This is a genomic window from Idiomarina sp. Sol25, from assembly GCF_033052775.1.
Lineage (GTDB): Bacteria > Pseudomonadota > Gammaproteobacteria > Enterobacterales > Alteromonadaceae > Idiomarina.
In genome coordinates, this window is the sequence record NZ_JAUPEW010000004.1 from 121,882 (window position 1) to 141,576 (window position 19,695).

Consider the following 19,695-nt stretch of genomic DNA (forward strand, 5'->3'; position numbering starts at 1 on the left):
CCGCACTAATGAACCGCCTAGAATTCATGCAAGCAAATGAGAGGTAATATCAGTGCTTAAAGAATATCGTCAGCACGTAGAAGAGCGCGCCGCAGAAGGCATCCCTCCGAAGCCATTAAACGCAGAGCAAGTAGCCGATTTAGTGGAGTTACTGAAAAATCCCCCAGCAGGCGAGGAAGACTTTCTGGTTGAGCTGCTGGCCGAGCGTGTGCCACCGGGTGTGGATGAAGCTGCCTATGTTAAAGCAGGCTTCTTAAGCGCCGTAGTTAAGGGCGAAATTGAAAGTCCGGTTGTAAGCAAAGAATACGCAGTAAAACTGCTGGGCAACATGCACGGTGGTTACAACATCGTCACGTTGGTGGAGTTGCTGGATGACTCTCAGCTGGCTGAACTGGCGGCAAAAGAGCTGAAAGAAACCATCTTAATGTTCGACGCTTTCCACGACGTGGAAGAGAAAATGAAAGCCGGTAATGCGCTGGCGAAAGAAGTGGTTGAATCCTGGGCCAATGCTGAATGGTTCACCAACAGCGACGAGCTGCCTAAATCAATTAAAGCTACCGTCTTTAAAGTGACTGGCGAAACCAATACCGATGACCTTTCTCCGGCGCCGGATGCCTGGTCTCGTCCGGACATTCCGTTGCACGCCAAAGCGATGTACAAAATGCCACGCGAAGGCATTACTGACGCAGGCAAGCAAATTGAAGAATTAAAAGAGAAAGGTCACCCGGTTGCCTTCGTTGGCGACGTAGTGGGTACCGGTTCTTCACGTAAATCTGCGACCAACTCAGTACTGTGGAATATTGGCGAAGACATGCCGGGTACACCAAATAAACGTGCCGGCGGTATCTGTATTGGCTCTAAAGTTGCTCCAATTTTCTTCAATACCATGAAAGACGCAGGTGCGTTGGTATTTGAAGCCGACGTCGAAAAAATGAACATGGGCGATATCATCACTATTTACCCATACGAAGGCAAAATCGAGAACGAAGCCGGCGACGTTATCGCTGAGTACGATTATGCATCCCGTGTCATTTTAGATGAAGTACGCGCCGGTGGACGTATTAACCTGATCATCGGCCGTGGCCTGACAGAAAAAGCACGTGAGTCTCTGGGCATGGGTCCATCAGACTTATTCCGTAAGCCAGAGCAACCCGCAGACAGCGGTAAAGGTTTCTCGCTGGCGCAGAAGCTGGTCGGCAAAGCTTGTGGCATGGAAGGTGTTCGCCCGGGGGCTTACTGTGAACCTAAAATGACGACTGTAGGCTCTCAGGATACCACTGGCCCTATGACTCGTGACGAGCTAAAAGACCTGGCATGCCTTGGCTTTAACTCAGACCTGGTTATGCAGTCGTTCTGTCACACCGCCGCTTATCCTAAGCCGGTTGACGTTGAAACTCAGCACACCTTACCTGACTTCATTATGAACCGTGGCGGCGTAAGTTTGCGTCCTGGCGACGGTATCATCCACAGCTGGTTAAACCGTATGTTGTTGCCAGATACTGTTGGTACTGGTGGTGACTCACACACGCGTTTCCCTCTGGGTATTTCATTCCCGGCAGGCTCTGGTCTGGTTGCCTTTGCTGCAGCTACCGGTGTTATGCCGCTGGACATGCCTGAATCTGTATTGGTCCGTTTCAAAGGCGAAATGCAGCCGGGTATTACTTTACGTGACCTGGTTCATGCCATTCCTGCGTTTGCTATCAAAGAAGGTCACCTGACCGTTGATAAGCGTGGCAAGAAAAACATTTTCTCAGGTCGTATCTTAGAAATTGAAGGTCTTGATCACTTAACTGTAGAGCAGGCCTTTGAATTGTCTGACGCTTCTGCAGAACGTTCAGCGGCTGGTTGTACTATCGACTTGTCTGAAGAGTCTGTTGCGGAGTACCTGCGTTCTAATATCACCATGCTGCGCTGGATGATAAACGAAGGCTACGGCGATGCGCGTACGCTGGAACGTCGTGCCCGTAAGATGGAAGAGTGGTTAGAAAACCCACAGCTGACCCGTGCAGATAAAGACGCTGACTACTCAACGGTTATCGAAATTGACCTGAACGAGATTAAAGAGCCTATCGTCTGTTGCCCGAATGACCCGGACGACGCGAAGTTCCTCAGCGAAGTTGCCGGCGACAACGTCGATGAAGTTTTCATTGGTTCGTGCATGACCAACATTGGTCACTTCCGTGCAGCAGGCAAATTGTTAGAGAAAAACTCTGACCCATTAAACACGCGTTTGTGGATTGCACCACCAACGAAAATGGATAAAACCCAGCTGGAAGCCGAAGGCTATTATGACATTTATGAGCGTAACGGCGTTCGTACGGAAATGCCGGGCTGTTCACTGTGTATGGGTAACCAGGCACGGGTAGAACCAGGCGCAACGGTATTGTCTACCTCAACTCGTAACTTCCCGAACCGCCTGGGTGATGGCGCAAACGTTTACCTGACTTCTGCAGAGCTTGCAGCTGTCGGTGCTATCGTTGGTCGCCTGCCAACTCCGGAAGAATACATGGAGTACGCACAGGACATCAATTCGATGGCTGGCGAAGTCTACAAATATCTGAACTTCGACCAGATGGATGCCTTCCGCGACGCAGAAAAAGCGGCCAAGGAAAACATCATCCCAACCATCAACGTGGCTTAATGATGGGGAATGGAAACATAATGACCGGTAACAGGAAGACGCCTGCAAGTACGTCCCTGTAAGGCTTGGCTGGCGCCATCCATGGCGCCAGACACTTCCTGTTACCGGCCACAATGTGTTTTCATTCCCATATAAGTTTACCTAAAACCGCTTCGGCGGTTTTTTTGTGCCTAATTTTCGGGTCGTTTCTTAATGGACTATACTTTAGTTTGTCTGGCAGGAGTTAATTATGCAGATAAAAACTATCCATCATATTAAGCAAAACACAGCATCACTAAATGCCGAAGAAGCTATTGCCACACTTAAGCTAATGAATCTAGCTGAGCGGGATATCCGAAACCAGAACTTGCTGTCTCTTAGTGAAGCAAAAGAAAGATTAGGGTGTGAGGTTGGAACAAAGAAGTTTGAGCCTTAAAAATAGGCTGATTTAGGCAGTGAATAATGAGTGCGCCGATGGTTATAAGGGCTTTTCAGGAGGTGTGCAGCGCCAAGGATGGCGCTGCTCAAACCCTACAGGGAAGTACTTGCGGGCTTCCTCCGGAAAAGCCCTTGTAACCTCAGCACTCATGGTTCAATGCCGTTATTTCTGCTCAGCAATCCAGTTGTTGATGTGCTGCTCGAGTACTTTCAGTGGTACGCTGCCGTTTTCCAGTACCGCATCGTGGAATTCACGAATATCGAACTTATTACCCAGCTGTTGCTCGGCTTCTGCACGCAAACGCTTAATGGTCAGTTCGCCCAGCTTGTACGAAAGCGCTTGTGCAGGCCAGGTAATGTAACGGTCAATTTCGGTTTTCACATTATGAAGTGACAACGCAGTATTATTGGCCATAAACTCCATTGCTCGCTCACGGCTCCAGCCTTTGGCATGCATACCGGTATCCACCACTAAGCGCGCCGCACGCCACATTTCGTAGCTTAAACGACCAAAGTTGCTGTAAGGGTCTTCATAGAAACCGGCTTCCAGACCCAGGTACTCAGAGTACAAACCCCAGCCTTCACCAAAAGCGGAAATATAAGTTTGCTGGCGGTATTCCGGTAAGTCTTTCAGTTCGTTCGCTATAGCGCTTTGTAAATGGTGTCCCGGTACTGCTTCGTGCAGAGTTAAGGCTTCCATCTGGTAAAGCGGACGGCGGTCCAGCGCGTAGGTATTTACCCAGTAGAATCCCGCGCGGTCATCCCGGCTTGAACCTGAATAACGGCCGGTTGTGTATTTGGGGGCGATCTCAGCAGGTACCGGTGCTATACCGTAAGGCTGGCGGGGTAAGGTTTTAAACAGTTTTGGAAGTTCACCGTCCATTTTCTTCGCTATCCAGGCGGCATACTCCAATAACTCTTCTGCAGTTTCCGGGTAAAACTGGTCATCTGTACGTAAAAAGTCGACAAACTCGTCAAAGTTACCGTCAAAACCGGTTTCCTCAATAACTTCCAGCATCTCGCCGCGAATACGCGCAACTTCCTGCAATCCAATTTCATGGATTTCGTCAGCGCTCATATCAAGCGTGGTGTAATGTTTAATTCTGTTCTGGTAGAAAGCATCGCCGTTTGGTAGCTCGCTGGCACCAACACTCTCACGAGAATTCGGCAGATACTCTGTGACCATAAAGTTAAAGTAGTCGTCATACGCCGGCATAACTTGCTGATCAATAGCGGTTAACGCATCTTCTTTTAGCTGCTTCCACTGCTGGTCATTAATAAAGCCCGGTTGATCAGAAAATGGCGAGAAATACACGCTTTGGTCGGCATCTTGTACAATGTAGGCCAGTATGCTTTCTTCAAAGCCAGCCATAGCAGCGGCTGGTTGCGTATAACCTTCCTCTATCGCTTTACGTAACCAATGCGTTTGTTGTTCCATATAACGTGGAATTGAACGCAGTTTCGCAATGTAATTTTGATAGTCCTCAGCTGAAGAGAACGAAGTGTACGATGGCATAAAAGCTAAAGAACTGTGGAAGCTTCCTTCTGCCGTTAATGGCATGTAGTGTGCTTTAAAACGATACTCATCCACTTTGTTTTTTAACGTATAATGGATCATCGCATGGTTGATTTGGTCATCCCGGCTAAGCGCGTTAAGGTTAACGGCGTTAAGCTGTTCGAGCCACTTTGAGCGTTGTTGGTAGCGTTTTTCTAACGCTTCCGGTGACATATCGGTCAGCTCAGTATCGCTGGACTTATTCAGTTTTTCCCAGATAGTGTCAGCCAGTTGATGAAACTCAGCAGCAGCACTTTGTTGTTGTGTGCTGCTACGCTGGGTTTGGTTATCAGCTGTGGTGGTGCAGGCTGTAACGCCCAGCAAACCAAAAATAAGTATCAGATTACGCATGATTTTTCCTTGCGGTGTCATAACGAATACAGGCATTCTATAATGCCTCTTGCGCTAATTAATGTAAAAGCGAATAGAACGAACCCACAAAAATAACAGTTAAACGGGAGAATAGGGTGGATAAAGCTCAGTCAGGAGTCTACGCGGAACCTAATCTGCATGGTCTGACGTTGTTTTGTCACGTCATGAGCGATGACGTAGAAAGTTTACGTCGCAAGTTAGCTCGTTTTCCAGCTATTTTACGCGATCTTGACGCCCGTTTCTCTGAAGGCATGTTAACAGGCTTTGTTGGGATAGGGGCAGACTACTGGGATATTCTCTATCCCCATAAGCGACCGCTGCACTTGCAGGCTTTCCCTGAGCTTAGCGATGGAGACCGTGAAGCACCTAGACACCCCTATGATCTTGTCATACAAATTCGCTGTGACCGTTTCGATGCTAACTATCTGGCCGGGCGCACGCTGATGGAATGGTTCGGCTACGACATTGAAGTGGCTGAACAAATCCGTTCCTTCCGTTATCTGGACGGCCGCGACTTAACCGGCTTTATCGATGCGCCGGATAACCCGCGGGGGATGCGTAAGCGTAAAGTCGCGTTAGTTGACGTACAGGACGACGCCGACTTTGTCGACGGCAGCTACTTATTTGTGCAGAAGTTTCGGCATGACTTGCGTCGTTGGGACTATTTAGGCCCGGAAAAGCAGGAACAGTTAATGGGGCGTGAGAAAGTATCCGGTGAACGTCTATCAGAAGCCAAAATAGAAGGTGTCACTCACGCCGCGAAAAGTCGTTTAATTGACAGTAGCGAACAGCCTATCCCACTATTACGGCAGAATATGCCGTGGGGCGACTTGCGTGAACAGGGGCTTCTGGCCATGTATTTTAGCCATTCGCCTAAAAGGGTTGTCCAGTGGCTAAAGAACCGTTATTACGCCGACGAACAAGGGGCTTACGACCCCTTACTTGATTACTCACAAGCCGTATCCAGCTCCGGTTTTTTTGTTCCTTCAATGCGCTTTATGGAAGCGAACAAAGAAGTTGCCGAAGACATAGTGGACTATGAAGAGGGCAGCACCGCCTGATTTGCGAACAGCTCACGTACTTTTCGCAGAGTGAATTCAATATCAGCCACTTTAAGCGGTGCAATAAAAATCGTGTCGTCGCCGGCAATAGTGCCTAGCACGCCTTCTTTTTTACCGACGGAATCCAGCAACCGGGCAATTAACTGGGCAGCCCCCGGACTTGTGCGAATAATGACCATTACATCATTATGCTGAATATCCAGTACAAGCTGGCTTAATGGCGCCCGGGTGGAAGGCACGGCTAAATCAGGTGGTAAACAGTAAACCATTTCCTGCTTTGCATTGCGGGTACGAACCGCTCCTTGCTTACTCAACATGCGCGACACTTTAGACTGACTAATGTTATCAAAGCCCTCGGCTTTCAAGGCATTAACAATTTCTCCCTGCGAGCCGTACCGCTCTTCGCGGAGCAAGGTTTTAAAAGCTTCGAGTAACGTGTCCTGCACCATTTGAGTGTCAAATTCCTATGCTGTTTCCATGCTATAATTATGGACAGTGTACTGCATAAAGATGCGCTATTCGAGTGCTGAATATGTATCGGGCAAAGTTGTATTTTTACTGATATAAGAGTACAGTTTTGCCCCAAATCTTGCATTTTTAAGCAGTTTAAATTGACCAACAAAAACGGAGTCTGAGATGAAAGTAGCCGTATTAGGTGCGGCCGGTGGTATCGGCCAGGCATTGTCATTGCTTCTGAAAACCCAATTACCAGCAGGTTCAGAATTGTCGTTGTATGACGTTGCGCCAGTAGTTCCAGGTGTGGCGGTTGACTTAAGTCATATCCCTACCGACGTGAAAGTAACAGGCTTCGGTAAAGACGACTTAGCATCAGCATTAGTGGGCAGCGACATTGTATTAATTCCTGCCGGCGTACCACGTAAGCCAGGTATGGATCGCTCTGACCTGTTCAACATGAACGCAGGCATCGTTAAAAACTTAGTACAGGGCGTAGCAGACAACTGCCCTGACGCCTGCGTTGGTATCATTACGAACCCAGTAAACACCACCGTTCCAATCGCTGCTGAAGTACTGAAGCAAGCGGGTTGCTACGACAAGCGTAAGCTGTTCGGTGTTACCACACTTGACGTTATTCGTTCAGAAGCCTTTGTAGGCGAACTGCGTGGTCTGAACCCAGAAAACGTAGAAGTTCCGGTAATTGGCGGTCACAGTGGTACAACTATTCTGCCATTGCTGTCTCAGGTGGAAGGCGTTGAGTTCACTGAACAAGAAATCAAAGACTTAACTCACCGTATCCAGAATGCCGGTACTGAAGTTGTCGAAGCTAAAGCTGGCGGCGGCTCAGCAACCCTTTCTATGGGTCAGGCAGCAGCACGTTTTGCCTTGTCACTGCTGAAAGGCCTGCAAGGTCAGGACACTGTTGAGTGCACCTACGTAGAAGGTCCTGGCGACAACGCTAAGTTCTTTGCACAGCCAGTACGCTTAGGCAAAAACGGCGCCGAAGAAATCCTGTCTTACGGCAAACTAAGTGCATTTGAACAAAAATGCATGGACGACATGCTAGACGGCCTGAAAGGCGACATCCAAACTGGCATCGACTTCGCCAGCTAAGCTTTCAGCACTCCGCTCTTGAAAATATTGGGGTAGGCCAGCATCGGCTGGCCATTGCAGGTTACCTTCCGAAAGACGCCTGCAAGTACGTCCCTGTAAGGCTTGGGCAGCGCCATCCTTGGCGCTGCACACTTTCTCCAGATAACCCTGCAACGGCTTTTCGCCAATACTGACCAACCCCAATATTTTTCCAGCTAGACGTACGCTCAAATATTCCAATTGATACACAGCGTTAGTTTTTTAATTATCAGGCTAGAAGATGCTTAAAAGGGGCAGGCTGTTGGATTGCAAGCGTTACGAGTGTTGAAGGTTTCTATGGCAGAGTGCCGAAGGCCATGGATGGCAATTGCTAATCGGAAATGCCTAAAGCGGGAAAGGTTCTGTTTCGGAGGTGTGTAGCGCCATGGATGGCGCTACCCAAGCCCTACAGGGATGTATTCACGGGCGTCCTCCGAAACAGAACCCGCTCCCCCAAGGCATTTCTACCCGGCTAAGCTACTCGGTCGACTGCCAGGTGGGTTAGGGCTAGTAGGGCTTGTTTGTAGTCGGAGTCGGGGAGTTCGCTTAGGGACTCACGCGCTTGTTCGGCTGCCTCTAAGGCTCTGTCGCGGGTGTACTGTAAGGCGCCTGTTCGCTCCATGGCGGTCAGCACGGTTTGTAAGTGTTCACGTCCGTCGCCTTGTTCAATGGCTTCGCGAATCAGCTTTTGTTCTACTTCGTTGCCGTGCCACATGGCGTATAACAAGGGGAGCGTAGGCTTACCTTCCGCTAAGTCATCACCGGCGTTCTTGCCCATCGATTCGCTATCCGCGGTGTAATCCATTAAATCATCTACTAGCTGAAACGCGGTACCCAAATAACGACCGTAATCGGCAAGTTGATGGGTTACTTTTTCGTCTTGTGCGGTTAATACGCCGGCTAACTCTGTAGCTGCCTCAAACAACTTAGCGGTTTTACCGTAAATGACATTAAAGTAGCTGGCTTCTGAGGTATCCGGGTCGTTACAGTTCATTAACTGCAACACTTCACCTTCAGAAATGATGTTGGTGGCATCCGCTAAAATACGCAGTATTCGCAGGGAGTCTAAATCGACCATTAACTGAAAAGCGCGGGTATAAAGGAAGTCACCAACTAATACGCTAGCTTCGTTACCAAATACCGCGTTGGCAGTTTTGCGTCCGCGGCGCAGTTCCGATTCATCAACGACATCGTCGTGAAGCAGAGTCGCGGTATGAATAAACTCGATAATCGTAGCAAGTTTGCGGTGATCGTTACCTTCATAACCCAGAGCCCGACAAGCTAATATTGCGAGCAGCGGTCGTAAGCGTTTACCGCCACTGTTGACAATATAAAGGCCTAACTGGTTAATTAAGGCAACATCCGATTGAAGTTGTTCACCTATTAAGGCATTAACACCAAGCATATCGTCTTTGGCTAATGCGTTAATGGACTGCATATCCATCATAGATATCTGTTTATTTACAAAATTTAACGGAAAACAGATGGTACACTATTTATAGCGGAGCGGAAACTCAATCCGCGTTAAGCGGCGCTGCTTTTAAGTTCAAATTAAGGGTTGCGATCGATGGCGGGATTACGTACAATTCGCGCCCTGATTTGAATTTGGATGCCCAATAGGGTTGTGGAGAATAATATGTACGCAGTATTCCAAAGTGGCGGTAAGCAGCACCGTGTGTCTGAAGGCCAAATCGTCCGCCTGGAAAAACTGGAAGCAGCTACCGGTGATGTAGTTGAATTCGACCAGGTTTTGATGGTTTCAGACGGCAGCGATGTAAACATCGGTGCTCCGTTCGTATCCGGTGGTAAAGTGAAAGCGGAAGTGATTGATCACGGTCGTGGCGATAAAGTTAAAATCGTTAAGTTCCGTCGTCGTAAGCATTCTCGCCGTCAACAAGGCCATCGTCAGTGGTTCACGGAAGTGAAAATCACTGGTATCAACAGCTAATTAAGGGGTAACGACATGGCACATAAAAAGGCTGGTGGTTCTACTAAAAACGGTCGCGACTCAGAGAGTAAACGTCTCGGTGTTAAGCGCTTCGGTGGTGAGTCTGTATTAGCAGGCAACATCCTGGTTCGCCAACGTGGTACTAAGTTCCATGCTGGAAGTAACGTTGGCATTGGTAAAGACCACACATTGTTTGCAACCTCAGAGGGCAAAGTGTCTTTTGAAGTGAAGGGCAGCAAAAACCGTAAATATGTGAGTGTTATTACTGATTAATAACGCGAACATAAACTGAAAAGTTTCGGTTCTGAAAGCCCTGCCTTACGGCGGGGCTTTTTCATATGTGCTAGAATTTTGCACAGTATTCGACAAGTGATAAGTAGCAGATTGCGATGAAATTCGTTGATGAAGTAGAAATCCGCGTAGACGCGGGTGACGGTGGTAATGGTTGTATCAGTTTCCGTCGCGAAAAATATATTCCCAAAGGCGGCCCTGACGGCGGCGATGGTGGCGACGGCGGTGACGTTTATCTGCAGGCAGATGAAAACCTGAATACCCTTATCGACTATCGTTTTGAACGTTTTCATAAAGCTGAGCGCGGTAAAAACGGTATGGGTAAAAACTGTACGGGCAGACGTGGTAACGACATAGTGCTGCCAGTTCCTCCAGGCACCCGGGCTACCGATATCGATACAGGCGAAGTTCTTGGCGATTTGACGAAACACGGTCAGCGTTTGATGGTGGCCAAAGGTGGTTTCCATGGTCTGGGTAATACACGTTTCAAAAGCAGTATAAACCGCGCTCCAAGACAAAAAACCGACGGCACTCCTGGTGAGGTACGCCCGCTAAAGCTGGAACTGATGTTGCTGGCTGATGTGGGGTTGCTGGGTATGCCTAATGCCGGTAAATCGACTTTTATTCGTTCGGTTTCCGCTGCACGACCTAAAGTAGCCGACTATCCATTTACGACTCTGATACCAAACCTGGGTGTTGTGCGTCCCGCGCCGCATCAAAGTTTTGTTATTGCCGATATTCCGGGCCTTATTGAAGGCGCGGCTGAAGGCGCAGGACTTGGCATACAATTCCTGAAACACTTAGAGCGTTGTGGCTTATTGTTGCACCTGGTCGATTTAGCACCGTTTGATGAAACCGACCCTGCTGAGCAGGCGCGCATTATCATCAATGAACTGGAAAAATACAGTCCTAAGCTGGCAGAAAAGCCACGCTGGCTGGTCATCAATAAAGTCGACTTGTTACTGGATGAAGAAGTTCAGGAAAAAGTTGATGAACTGGTTAAAGCATTAGATTGGGACGGTCCGGTATTCCAAATTGCTGCGCTGGAAGGGCGAGGCAGTGATGCGCTTTGTCGTGAAGTTATGTCCTATCTGGAAACCTTGCCTGCGCCTGATACAGAAAAGCAGGAAGAGGCTGATCCCGTCGAGTTTATGTGGGACACCTATCACGAAGAAGTTATGGAAGAAGAACTGGACGATGAAGATGACGACGATGATGATGATCACGACGTCGAAGTCATTTATCAGAAGTAGCCTGACGTAAACGTCAGGCTAAGCATTAAGGGTATCGCCGAATGAAAATATCACTCGTGGTGGCTATGGCCGATAACCGGGTTATCGGAAAAGACAACAAAATGCCATGGCACCTGCCGGACGAGCTGCAATATTTCAAAAAAATTACCTTGGGTAAGCCAATTGTTATGGGACGCAGAACTTTCGAATCAATTGGTCGTCCTTTGCCCGGTCGTAAGAATATCGTTCTAAGCCGTCGAACGGATCGTTCGGAAAATCAGGACAGCCCTGTGGTTTGGGTGTCAGGGGTGCAACAGGCAATCGCCGCTGCAGGACCGGTTGATGAGCTGATGGTGATTGGCGGAGGAAAAATTTATGAAAAGTTTTTACCCCTCGCAGACCGACTATATGTTACTAAAATAGAACTAAATGTTGAGGGAGATACCTATTTCCCCGATTATCATGAAGTCGGCGACTGGCAAGAGGTAGAGCGGCAAAACTTTGCCGCTGATGAACGTAACACCCATAACTTTAGTACTCTTATTTTCGACAAGGTAAGTTAATAAGAAGTTATAAATTCAGTAACTTACCTGAATTTTAAGCCATTGCAGCAAGCTCGAGTTCGTAGTATCATCTTGATGAATTTTTGAACAATCTTGTGATGGGGTTTTAGATGAAAGCAATTGTATTAGGCACCATGATGGCTGCCGTTGCGGCAACAGGCGTAACTTTTTCAAAAAGCGCAGAGGCAAATGAATTAGCCTTAAGCTTATGCACATACGTGCAAGGTGATGACACCATGCGTATGCGTAAAAAATTACGTGATGCTCGTGTACGCGTGCGTGATATTTACACTGGCATTCAGTGCAACGGTCAAAGCTTATTGCAATTTGCCATGGCTAACGGTTCACAAGACATTGGTGAGTTCATCGTTGGTCGTTTGTCAGTAGACGAACTGAAAGCTTCTGGCGACTACGAATGGGCGCAATCTAACGGTCACGGCAGCAGTGCAATTGCTGTAGCAATTAAAGATCGCGCTGGCCTGTAATTAGCACCGACAAAGTTATTTTCTAAAAGCCTGCAATTTTTTGCGGGCTTTTTTTTACATCTTCTAACAAATCAATCAGTGACTTACCTTGTAATTCTCCCCTGTTCTCTACGACAATAGATCCGTTGCATATATAAACGGAATCGCTATGAAACAATGGATGGCATTATCGCTACTGCTACTGGGTCTGGTGCCGCTTAGTGGTCAGGCACAGACAACATCAAATGAAGCTTCGAGCTGTTATTTACCTGGTGTGCAAGAGAAACTGCATTGTGGCACAGTTTCAGTTCCAGAAAACTACGAACAGCCTGACGGCAAACATATTGGTATTTATTACGCTATTCTTCCGGCTATTCAGGAGGGAGCGCAAGCCGATCCTATGCTCATTCTGGCCGGAGGGCCGGGCCAGGCTGCTACCGAATTAACTCCAATGATAGCGCGTATGTTCGAATCGGTGCGTCAAAGACGCGATATCCTTCTAATTGATCAGCGCGGTACGGGCAAAAGTCATCCGCTTGAATGTGACATTGAGCGTCCGGATGAGTTGATACGTGCTGACGATGAGCAGGATCTTAAAGCCTTGAGTCGCGAGTGTCAGGAGCAGTACCCCGATACAGACACCACGCAATATCATACCGTTAACGCCGTAAAAGACTTTGAACGGGTACGTGAACATTTGGGTATAGAGCAACTGAACCTTTATGGCGGGTCTTATGGAACCCGCGTCGGTCTAACCTATTTACGTGAAGCCCCTGCTTCAGTTCGCACGGCTACCCTCGATGCTGTCGCCCCGCCTCAGGTCATTATTGGGCCTTTTGGTCAGCACGGAGCCGATGCGTTTGACGAAATGCTCAAGGATTGTTCCGAACAAAGCCCATGTCACGAAAAGTTCCCTAACCTAGAGCAAGAATATTATGAGGTTATGAATGAGCTGGAAACCGGGGATATACTGCTGGAAACGCGTGACCCCCTCTCATTTGAGCCGCTTGAGATAAAACTGACCCCCGGACGTTTCAGCTCAATTATCCGTGTTGCCTTATATCACCCCAATACTCGTCAACTATTGCCCTACGCCATTCATTCTGCAGCTGAAGGAAGCCACCACGCCATACTGGGTTTGATGGGCGGTACTATGTCGCAGAACAGTATTTACCTGGGCCTTATGCTGTCGGTTGTATGTGGCGAAGATTTACCCCGGGCGACTCCGGAGCTTTTTGCCGAGGACGGTAACAATCAGTTTATTGGTAGCCGAACAGGTGATGCCTTTGTTGATATGTGTGCGGGCTGGCAGTCATCAAGTGTCCCTGCTTACTGGTCCGATCCTGTTGTCAGTGATAAACCTGTTTTACTGCTATCGGGAGAGCTGGATCCGGTGACGCCTCCAGAATGGGGAGACATAGCTCATAGAACTTTACCCAACAGTAAACACCTGGTTGCACCTAACGCGGGACATACTATTGCCAGTCATACCTGCGCTAATCAGCTTATTGCCGATTTTATCGAGCAAGGTTCTGTCGAAAATATTGACGGCGGCTGCTTAAAAGAACAAAGACTTAAGCCATTTGTACTGAACCAGAATGCAGCGGGGCTATAAATAATGATAAACGTAGATGCACTGACAAAAACATTTAAAAATGTGCAAGCGCTGGATTCTCTATCATTTCAGGCAAAAGATGGCGAAATTACCGGTCTTCTCGGACCCAACGGTGCAGGAAAAACCACGTGTCTTCGTATTATTTACGGGCTATTGCAGGCTGATACCGGCAAGGCAGAAATTGAAGGTGTTGACGCCAACCAGAATCCTATTGGTGCACGCCGTAACCTCGGCATATTTCCTGATAAGTTTGGCTTATACGAACGTTTAACCGTGCGCGAGCAAGTGGCTTATTTCGCCGGACTACACGGGCTAAAAGGCATGGAGCAAAAGCAGGCCGTTGAGAAGGTGATAGATAAACTGGATATTAAAGAGCTTGCAGACCGCCGAACAGCAGGGTTTTCACAAGGCCAGCGGATGAAAGTTGCACTGGCTCAGGCTTTAGTACACAGCCCGAAGCACTTGATTCTGGATGAGCCCAGTCGAGGTCTGGACGTTATGAGTACCCGAATTTTACGAGATGTGTTGCGCGAACAACGCGCTCAAGGCACCTGTATCTTGTTTTCCAGCCACGTTATGCAGGAAGTTGCTGCGCTATGCGACCGAGTGGTGGTTATGGCAAAAGGCAAAGTTGCAGCTGAAGGAACACCACAGGAACTTTGTGACATGACCGGCGAGCAACAGTTGGAAGATGCCTTCGTTAAAATTATCGGTACCGACGAGGGGATAGCAGCCTGATGAGTGCATTAACTTCTGTATGGAAAAAAGAATTCCGGGACGCTATCCGTGATAAACGCTCTGTTTTAGCGGCAATGTCTTATGCGTTTTTCGGACCTTTATTAATGGCGGTAGCCTTTTTTTTCTTAATAACGCAGCTGACCGATCCGGCGGACGTTGAAATTACTATTGAAGGTGAAGAAAACGCACCTCAGCTGGTTGATTTTCTTAACGAACGAGGAGTCGTCCAGAAACAGGGTGAATGGGCAAAAACCGAAACGCCTATAGTCCTTACTTTGCCTGAAAACTGGCAGGAAAGCGTTAGTAAAGCCGAACCGGTAGAGGTCACCTTGCGCGCTGACTGGTCGGCACAAAAGCAGCAAACCGAAATTAAGCGTGTAGAGCAGGCAGTGCAGGCGTACTCGAGTCAAATAGCGGCTTACCGATTGACATTACGGGGAGTTGATCCGCGTGTTGTGCAACCAATACAACTGCAAAAGCAAGACTTAGCAACCCGGGGCTCAAAAGCGGCCTTGATTATGGGCAGTGTACTGGTGTTTATTATTCTGTCCGTGTTCTGGTCTGGTATGAATGTCGCTATCGATATCAGTGCAGGTGAGCGTGAACGTAATTCGCTTGAGTTTTTGCTGAGTCAACCGTTAAGCACCTGGGACATCGTTACCGGTAAAGCTCTGACCGCAACAACCTTCTCACTATTTGGAGCCATACTGTCACTGGTACTTATCCCTATTATATTTGCCTACGTTCCACTGCACGAAATTGGCATGAACGTGAACTTTAGCGTGGGTATGATGGTACTGATGTTCGCTCTGCTGGTGCCGCTGGCTCTGCTTGCGACCGCGCTGCAATTGTTCGTGTCCTTCCGCGCTAAAAACTTCAAAGAAGCGCAGACTTATATTAGCTTCTTACTGGTCATTCCAATGGCGGCTTCTTTTGGTGTGGAATTTGCGCGACTTAAAAACCCGATCCTCTACTACCTGCCACTAACCGGTCAGCATCAGGCCTTCCTGTCACTGATACGCGGCGAGAACGTGAATGTAATGGGTACAGTAATCAGCGCAGTCGCCACCCTGGTAGCCGCATTGCTGCTAATGAAATACATAGCCCGAATGCTCAAAAGCGAAAAAATCGTCTTCGGCCTGTAGCGGAGCTGAATAGCGAGCGCTGAGGTTACAAGGACTATTGTGGAGGACGCCCGTGAATACATCCTTGTAGGGCTTGGGCAGCGCCATCCATGGCGCTGCACACCTCCACAATAGCCCTATGTAACCGTCGGCGCGCTCGCTATCCTCCACCTCAGATAAAAAGCCAATCTGAGCCGTTATGAGAAAGGTTAAAAGGGCAGGCTGTTCACTTGTGAGCGTTACGAGTGTTGAAGGCCTCTGTGGCGGAGTGTCGAAGGCCATGGATGGCCTTCGTCAAGCCCTCATGGATGAGCTCGTCGCGTCTCCGTCACAGAGGCCTTCAACGCTCAAGCGAAACAAGTGAACAGGCTGTCCCGGCTCAGTCGCGCAGGCGGCCGCAGTGGTAGTAGAGCCATTGGCCCAGACGGCGGAAGCGGGGGAGTGGGAACGGCTTTAGTTGAGACTGGTAGTAAGGTAGTTCTGGCAGGGGCTGTTCCATGGCGGCTTCTGCCAGTCGTTGGCCGGCCAGGGCGGTAAAGCTGACACCGGCACCGCAGTAGCCCATGCTGGCGTAGATATTAGCCTTTACTTTGCCTACTCGCGGGTAATCGTCCAGTGACACACTGACCCAGCCGCTCCAGAAATGCTCCCACTTGTTCACTCCCCGCAGTTGCGGAAAGGTTTGGTGCAAGGCCTGCAATAAGCGTTTAGCATAAACCGGGTTGGCGGCATTTTTCCCCTGAATGGCACCACGACCACCAAACAACAATCGGTTATCCGGCAGTAAACGGAAGTAGTACTTCAGAATACGAGTATCCATTATGGCGTACTGGGGTGACAGCTTAATGCTCTCAACCTGCTCTTCACTCAGAGGTGGGGTAGTAATAATGCTTGAGAGCACCGGTAACGAGCGGCTGGCAAGCTCCGGCAGTAACTGCCCTGAGGTATAGCCATTAGAACAAACCAACAGCTTACGAGCGCGTATAGCGCCTTTCGCGGTTTGCAGGTACACGCCTTTGCCGCCAAGCGACACGGCTTTAGTCACCGGACTGTGTTCAACTAACTGCGCGCCCGCAGCGGTGGCGCGTCTAGCCGTCGCTGCCGCCAGTAACATGGGGTTCAAAGCAAAACAGTCAGTGAAGCGTAAGGCAGCGTGCGCCTGCGGGCTTGAAATAATGTTGCTTAATTGCTGTTGAGTTAGCCATTCCACCGGCTGGTTAAATTGCCTGAGCTGCTCATATTGTTGCTTTAACGGACGAATGGCGCCAGGTTTGTGCGCTATTTTCAGATAACCACCGTTTTGGCGCTGGCACTGCTCCGGGCAATAACGCAAAGTTTCTTCAATGAGTTGAAGTGCCTTTTGATGTTCGCCTGCAATGCCTCGCGCAATATCAGTACCCAGGCGTTCAGCCCAGGCCGACAAGCCCAGTCGGCCGGTGCTTTTCATCACAAAACCAGCATTACGCGACGAACAACCCCAGGCCAGTTGGTTGGCTTCAAAAACGGCAACAGAATGTCCGTTTTCAGCCAGAACCCGGGCAGCGTTTAAACCCGTGTACCCAGCTCCAATAACAGCAAACTCCACGTTCTCCGGCGCATCCACACACTCCGGGAAATCGGCCTGCGTATGCTGCTGCCAGTAACTCGGCTCAGGAGCATCATGAGGCCCCGGAGGCGCATTAACCAAAGGATCATACATAATCACCCACCTATAAAAACGGAGAAGGAAGACAGCGAGCGCTGAGGTTACAAGGACTATTGTGGAGGACGCCCGTGAATACATCCCTGTAGGGCTTGGGCAGCGCCATCCATGGCGCTGCACACCTCCACAATAGCCCTATGCAACCGTTCGCGCGCTCACTATCTCCCGCCTCAGGTAAAAAGCCAACTTAAGCTGTTATGAGGGAGGAAAAAGGGGCAGATTGTTCACTTGTGAGCGTTAAGAGTGTTGAAGGCCTCTGTGGTGGAGTGTCGAAGGCCATGGATGGCCTTCGTCAAGCCCTCATGGATGAGCTCGTCGCGTCTCCGCCACAGAGGCCTTCAATGCTCAAGCGAAACAAGTGAGCAGTCTGCCCCCAAGCCCATGCAACCTCAGCGCTCTTTCACCGCCGCCTTACGTATCGAATTTCAGCAGCATTTCGCCGGCGTCGCAGTAGCAGGTGCCGTCGCATACTGGGCAGTAGTAGCCGTCTTCTACTGAGGCTTTGTACCAGCGCTTTTCATGTTGTTTAATCATTTCTCCGCCACAGCGAGTGAAATACTCATAGGCGCTGTTATTGGGGCTCTGCATCCAAATGTGCGCTAAACCACCACGGCAGCCCAGCTCTTTGGCGGCATCGATACTACGGAATAACAGTTCCTTGCCTATACCCAGGCCGCGCGCTTTTTCCGACACGGCGGCGCACTTAAAGTAGCACAGCTTCTCGGCAGGAATGGGCCAGGCGTCTGGGGTGCAAAAATCATCAATTGGCCATTGTCCGGGCGCCAGAGTAATCCGTATACCTAAAGGGGTATCGGCGCGCAGAGCTATCCAGTTTAACTGAACGTTACCGGCGGTTCCGCCGGCTAAATACTTCTGAAAGCTGTCTTCATTCAGGTAATTTTCACCATGAACTTCGTTGGCCAGATCAATAACGGCCGCCATATCGGCAGCCGTTATTTTACGATAAATGATATCGCTCATTAGTAGCGGTACTCGTCTGTCTTGAACGGACCTTCTGCATCAACATGAATGTAGTTAGCCTGATCTGCTGTCAACTGAGTGATAACTCCGCCGAAGCCCTGCACCATATAACGTGCAACTTCTTCGTCCAGTTGCTTAGGCAGAACTTCTACACGCAGATACTCTTCCTGCTTCTTAATTTCCATGTCGGCAAATTTTTGCTCGAACAAGTGAATTTGAGCAAGTACCTGGTTAGCAAATGAACCATCCATAATACGGCTTGGGTGACCGGTTGCGTTACCTAAGTTGACCAAACGGCCTTCGGCTAACAGAATCAGGTAATCGTTGTCGTCGTCTGAACGGTAAATTTTATGAACTTGTGGCTTAATTTCTTCCCAACGCCAGTTTTTACGCATAAAGGCCGTATCAATTTCGTTATCAAAATGGCCAATGTTGCAAACCAGAGCGGTAGACTTAAGTGCCGCCAGCATGTGACGGTCACAAACGTCCATATTACCGGTCGTGGTCACAATTAGGTCGGTATTGCCCAGTAAGTCTTTGTTAATGTTCTCGCCGTTACCGGTATTTTTACCTTCAAGGTAAGGAGAAACCACTTCAAAGCCGTCCATGCAGGCTTGCATGGCGCAAATTGGGTCAATTTCGCTGATTTTAACAATCATGCCTTCCTGACGTAAACTCGCGGCAGAACCTTTACCTACGTCGCCATAACCAACAACCAGAGCTTTCTTGCCTGACAATAAGTGGTCAGTAGAGCGTTTAATCGCGTCGTTTAATGAGTGACGGCAGCCGTACTTGTTGTCATTTTTTGACTTAGTGACGGCATCATTCACGTTAATGGCGGGTACTTTCAAAGTGCCCTTTTCCAGCATGTCCAGCAAACGGTGAACACCCGTGGTGGTTTCTTCAGTAATGCCGTGAACTTTTTCCAGCATCTGCGGGAATTCATCGTGGATCATCAGGGTTAAATCACCGCCATCGTCCAGAATCATGTTGGCATCCCACAACTCGCCGTCTTTATGGCAAGTCTGCTTCAAGCACCATTCGTATTCTTCTTCGGTTTCACCTTTCCAGGCAAATACCGGTACACCGGCAGCAGCCATAGCCGCAGCAGCATGGTCCTGAGTGGAGAAAATGTTGCATGAAGACCAGCGCACTTCGGCACCCAGTTCAAGCAATGTTTCAATCAACACGGCTGTTTGAATGGTCATATGGATACAACCAATAATACGGGCGCCGGCCAGCGGCTTGCTGTCAGCGTATTTGCGGCGGATAGTCATCAACGCCGGCATTTCAGATTCAGCAATCGCAATTTCCTTGCGGCCCCATTCGGCTAAGCTAATATCTGCTACTTTATAATCTTGCCAATCTTCTGCACTCATAGCGACTCTCTTTTTCAGTGATTTC

The 19,695-nt window shown here is 49.0% G+C and carries 18 protein-coding genes; 12 read left to right on the forward strand and 6 right to left on the reverse strand.

Annotated features, from left to right (window positions below; genetic code table 11):
• Positions 1-52 precede the first annotated feature (52 nt).
• Complete coding sequence (gene acnB, locus Q5L94_RS07875) at positions 53-2,641, forward strand: bifunctional aconitate hydratase 2/2-methylisocitrate dehydratase (protein WP_317497890.1); 2,589 nt, start codon at positions 53-55, stop codon at positions 2,639-2,641.
• A gap of 229 nt (positions 2,642-2,870) precedes the next feature.
• Positions 2,871-3,056, forward strand: coding sequence for a hypothetical protein (locus tag Q5L94_RS07880; protein ID WP_317497891.1), 186 nt, complete (start codon positions 2,871-2,873; stop codon positions 3,054-3,056).
• A gap of 165 nt (positions 3,057-3,221) precedes the next feature.
• Here Q5L94_RS07880 and Q5L94_RS07885 read toward each other — a convergent pair whose 3' ends face one another.
• Positions 3,222-4,964 (reverse strand): DUF885 domain-containing protein, encoded by a 1,743-nt coding sequence (locus tag Q5L94_RS07885; RefSeq protein WP_317497892.1) that lies wholly within the window; start codon positions 4,962-4,964, stop codon positions 3,222-3,224.
• A 116-nt stretch (positions 4,965-5,080) separates the two neighbouring features.
• Here Q5L94_RS07885 and Q5L94_RS07890 point away from each other — a divergent pair, with 116 nt between their 5' ends.
• The gene (locus Q5L94_RS07890) at positions 5,081-6,046 is read left to right on the forward strand and encodes a Dyp-type peroxidase (RefSeq protein WP_317497893.1); all 966 of its coding nucleotides are present in this window, start codon (positions 5,081-5,083) and stop codon (positions 6,044-6,046) included.
• Here the strand turns inward: Q5L94_RS07890 and argR are convergent.
• Entirely contained in the window at positions 6,022-6,495 is a 474-nt protein-coding gene (argR, locus tag Q5L94_RS07895; protein WP_011233732.1) for a transcriptional regulator ArgR, read from the reverse strand. The genes Q5L94_RS07890 and argR overlap by 25 nt on opposite strands.
• Positions 6,496-6,682: 187 nt before the next feature.
• Between argR and mdh the strand changes: the two genes are divergently transcribed.
• Positions 6,683-7,615 carry a malate dehydrogenase gene (mdh, locus tag Q5L94_RS07900; RefSeq protein WP_317497894.1) on the forward strand — a complete coding sequence of 311 codons (933 nt, stop codon included), beginning with the start codon at positions 6,683-6,685 and terminating at the stop codon, positions 7,613-7,615.
• A 490-nt stretch (positions 7,616-8,105) separates the two neighbouring features.
• Here mdh and ispB read toward each other — a convergent pair whose 3' ends face one another.
• Positions 8,106-9,077, reverse strand: a complete 972-nt coding sequence (gene ispB / locus Q5L94_RS07905; RefSeq protein WP_317498022.1) for an octaprenyl diphosphate synthase — start codon at positions 9,075-9,077, stop codon at positions 8,106-8,108.
• Positions 9,078-9,269: 192 nt separating this feature from the next.
• Between ispB and rplU the strand changes: the two genes are divergently transcribed.
• From rplU to Q5L94_RS07945, 8 genes are all read left to right on the forward strand, one after another.
• A complete protein-coding gene (gene rplU / locus Q5L94_RS07910) occupies positions 9,270-9,581 on the forward strand; it encodes a 50S ribosomal protein L21 (RefSeq protein WP_317497895.1) in 312 nt (103 codons plus the stop codon).
• Between the two features lie 15 nt (positions 9,582-9,596).
• Positions 9,597-9,854: a 50S ribosomal protein L27 gene (gene rpmA, locus Q5L94_RS07915; protein WP_317497896.1), complete on the forward strand. Its 258-nt coding sequence runs from the start codon at positions 9,597-9,599 to the stop codon at positions 9,852-9,854.
• 116 nt (positions 9,855-9,970) lie between these two features.
• Positions 9,971-11,125 (forward strand): Obg family GTPase CgtA, encoded by a 1,155-nt coding sequence (gene cgtA, locus Q5L94_RS07920; RefSeq protein WP_317497897.1) that lies wholly within the window; start codon positions 9,971-9,973, stop codon positions 11,123-11,125.
• A gap of 41 nt (positions 11,126-11,166) precedes the next feature.
• Complete coding sequence (folA, locus tag Q5L94_RS07925) at positions 11,167-11,667, forward strand: type 3 dihydrofolate reductase (RefSeq protein WP_317497898.1); 501 nt, start codon at positions 11,167-11,169, stop codon at positions 11,665-11,667.
• A gap of 110 nt (positions 11,668-11,777) precedes the next feature.
• Complete coding sequence (locus tag Q5L94_RS07930) at positions 11,778-12,152, forward strand: DUF3718 domain-containing protein (RefSeq protein ID WP_317497899.1); 375 nt, start codon at positions 11,778-11,780, stop codon at positions 12,150-12,152.
• A gap of 148 nt (positions 12,153-12,300) precedes the next feature.
• A complete protein-coding gene (locus Q5L94_RS07935; RefSeq protein ID WP_317497900.1) occupies positions 12,301-13,746 on the forward strand; it encodes an alpha/beta hydrolase in 1,446 nt (481 codons plus the stop codon).
• Between the two features lie 3 nt (positions 13,747-13,749).
• Positions 13,750-14,484 carry an ATP-binding cassette domain-containing protein gene (locus tag Q5L94_RS07940; protein ID WP_317497901.1) on the forward strand — a complete coding sequence of 245 codons (735 nt, stop codon included), beginning with the start codon at positions 13,750-13,752 and terminating at the stop codon, positions 14,482-14,484.
• Entirely contained in the window at positions 14,484-15,629 is a 1,146-nt protein-coding gene (locus Q5L94_RS07945; RefSeq protein ID WP_317497902.1) for an ABC transporter permease, read from the forward strand. The genes Q5L94_RS07940 and Q5L94_RS07945 overlap by 1 nt, the downstream gene beginning before the upstream one ends.
• Before the next feature lie 358 nt (positions 15,630-15,987).
• Here Q5L94_RS07945 and Q5L94_RS07950 read toward each other — a convergent pair whose 3' ends face one another.
• From Q5L94_RS07950 to ahcY, 3 genes are all read right to left on the reverse strand, one after another.
• Positions 15,988-17,307: an FAD-binding oxidoreductase gene (locus tag Q5L94_RS07950; RefSeq protein ID WP_317497903.1), complete on the reverse strand. Its 1,320-nt coding sequence runs from the start codon at positions 17,305-17,307 to the stop codon at positions 15,988-15,990.
• Positions 17,308-17,721: 414 nt separating this feature from the next.
• Positions 17,722-18,291: a GNAT family N-acetyltransferase gene (locus Q5L94_RS07955; protein ID WP_317497904.1), complete on the reverse strand. Its 570-nt coding sequence runs from the start codon at positions 18,289-18,291 to the stop codon at positions 17,722-17,724.
• On the reverse strand, positions 18,291-19,670 hold the full coding sequence (ahcY, locus tag Q5L94_RS07960; RefSeq protein ID WP_317497905.1) for an adenosylhomocysteinase: 1,380 nt from the start codon (positions 19,668-19,670) through the stop codon (positions 18,291-18,293). Before ahcY ends, Q5L94_RS07955 begins: the two co-directional genes overlap by 1 nt.
• Between the last annotated feature and the right edge of the window lie 25 nt (positions 19,671-19,695).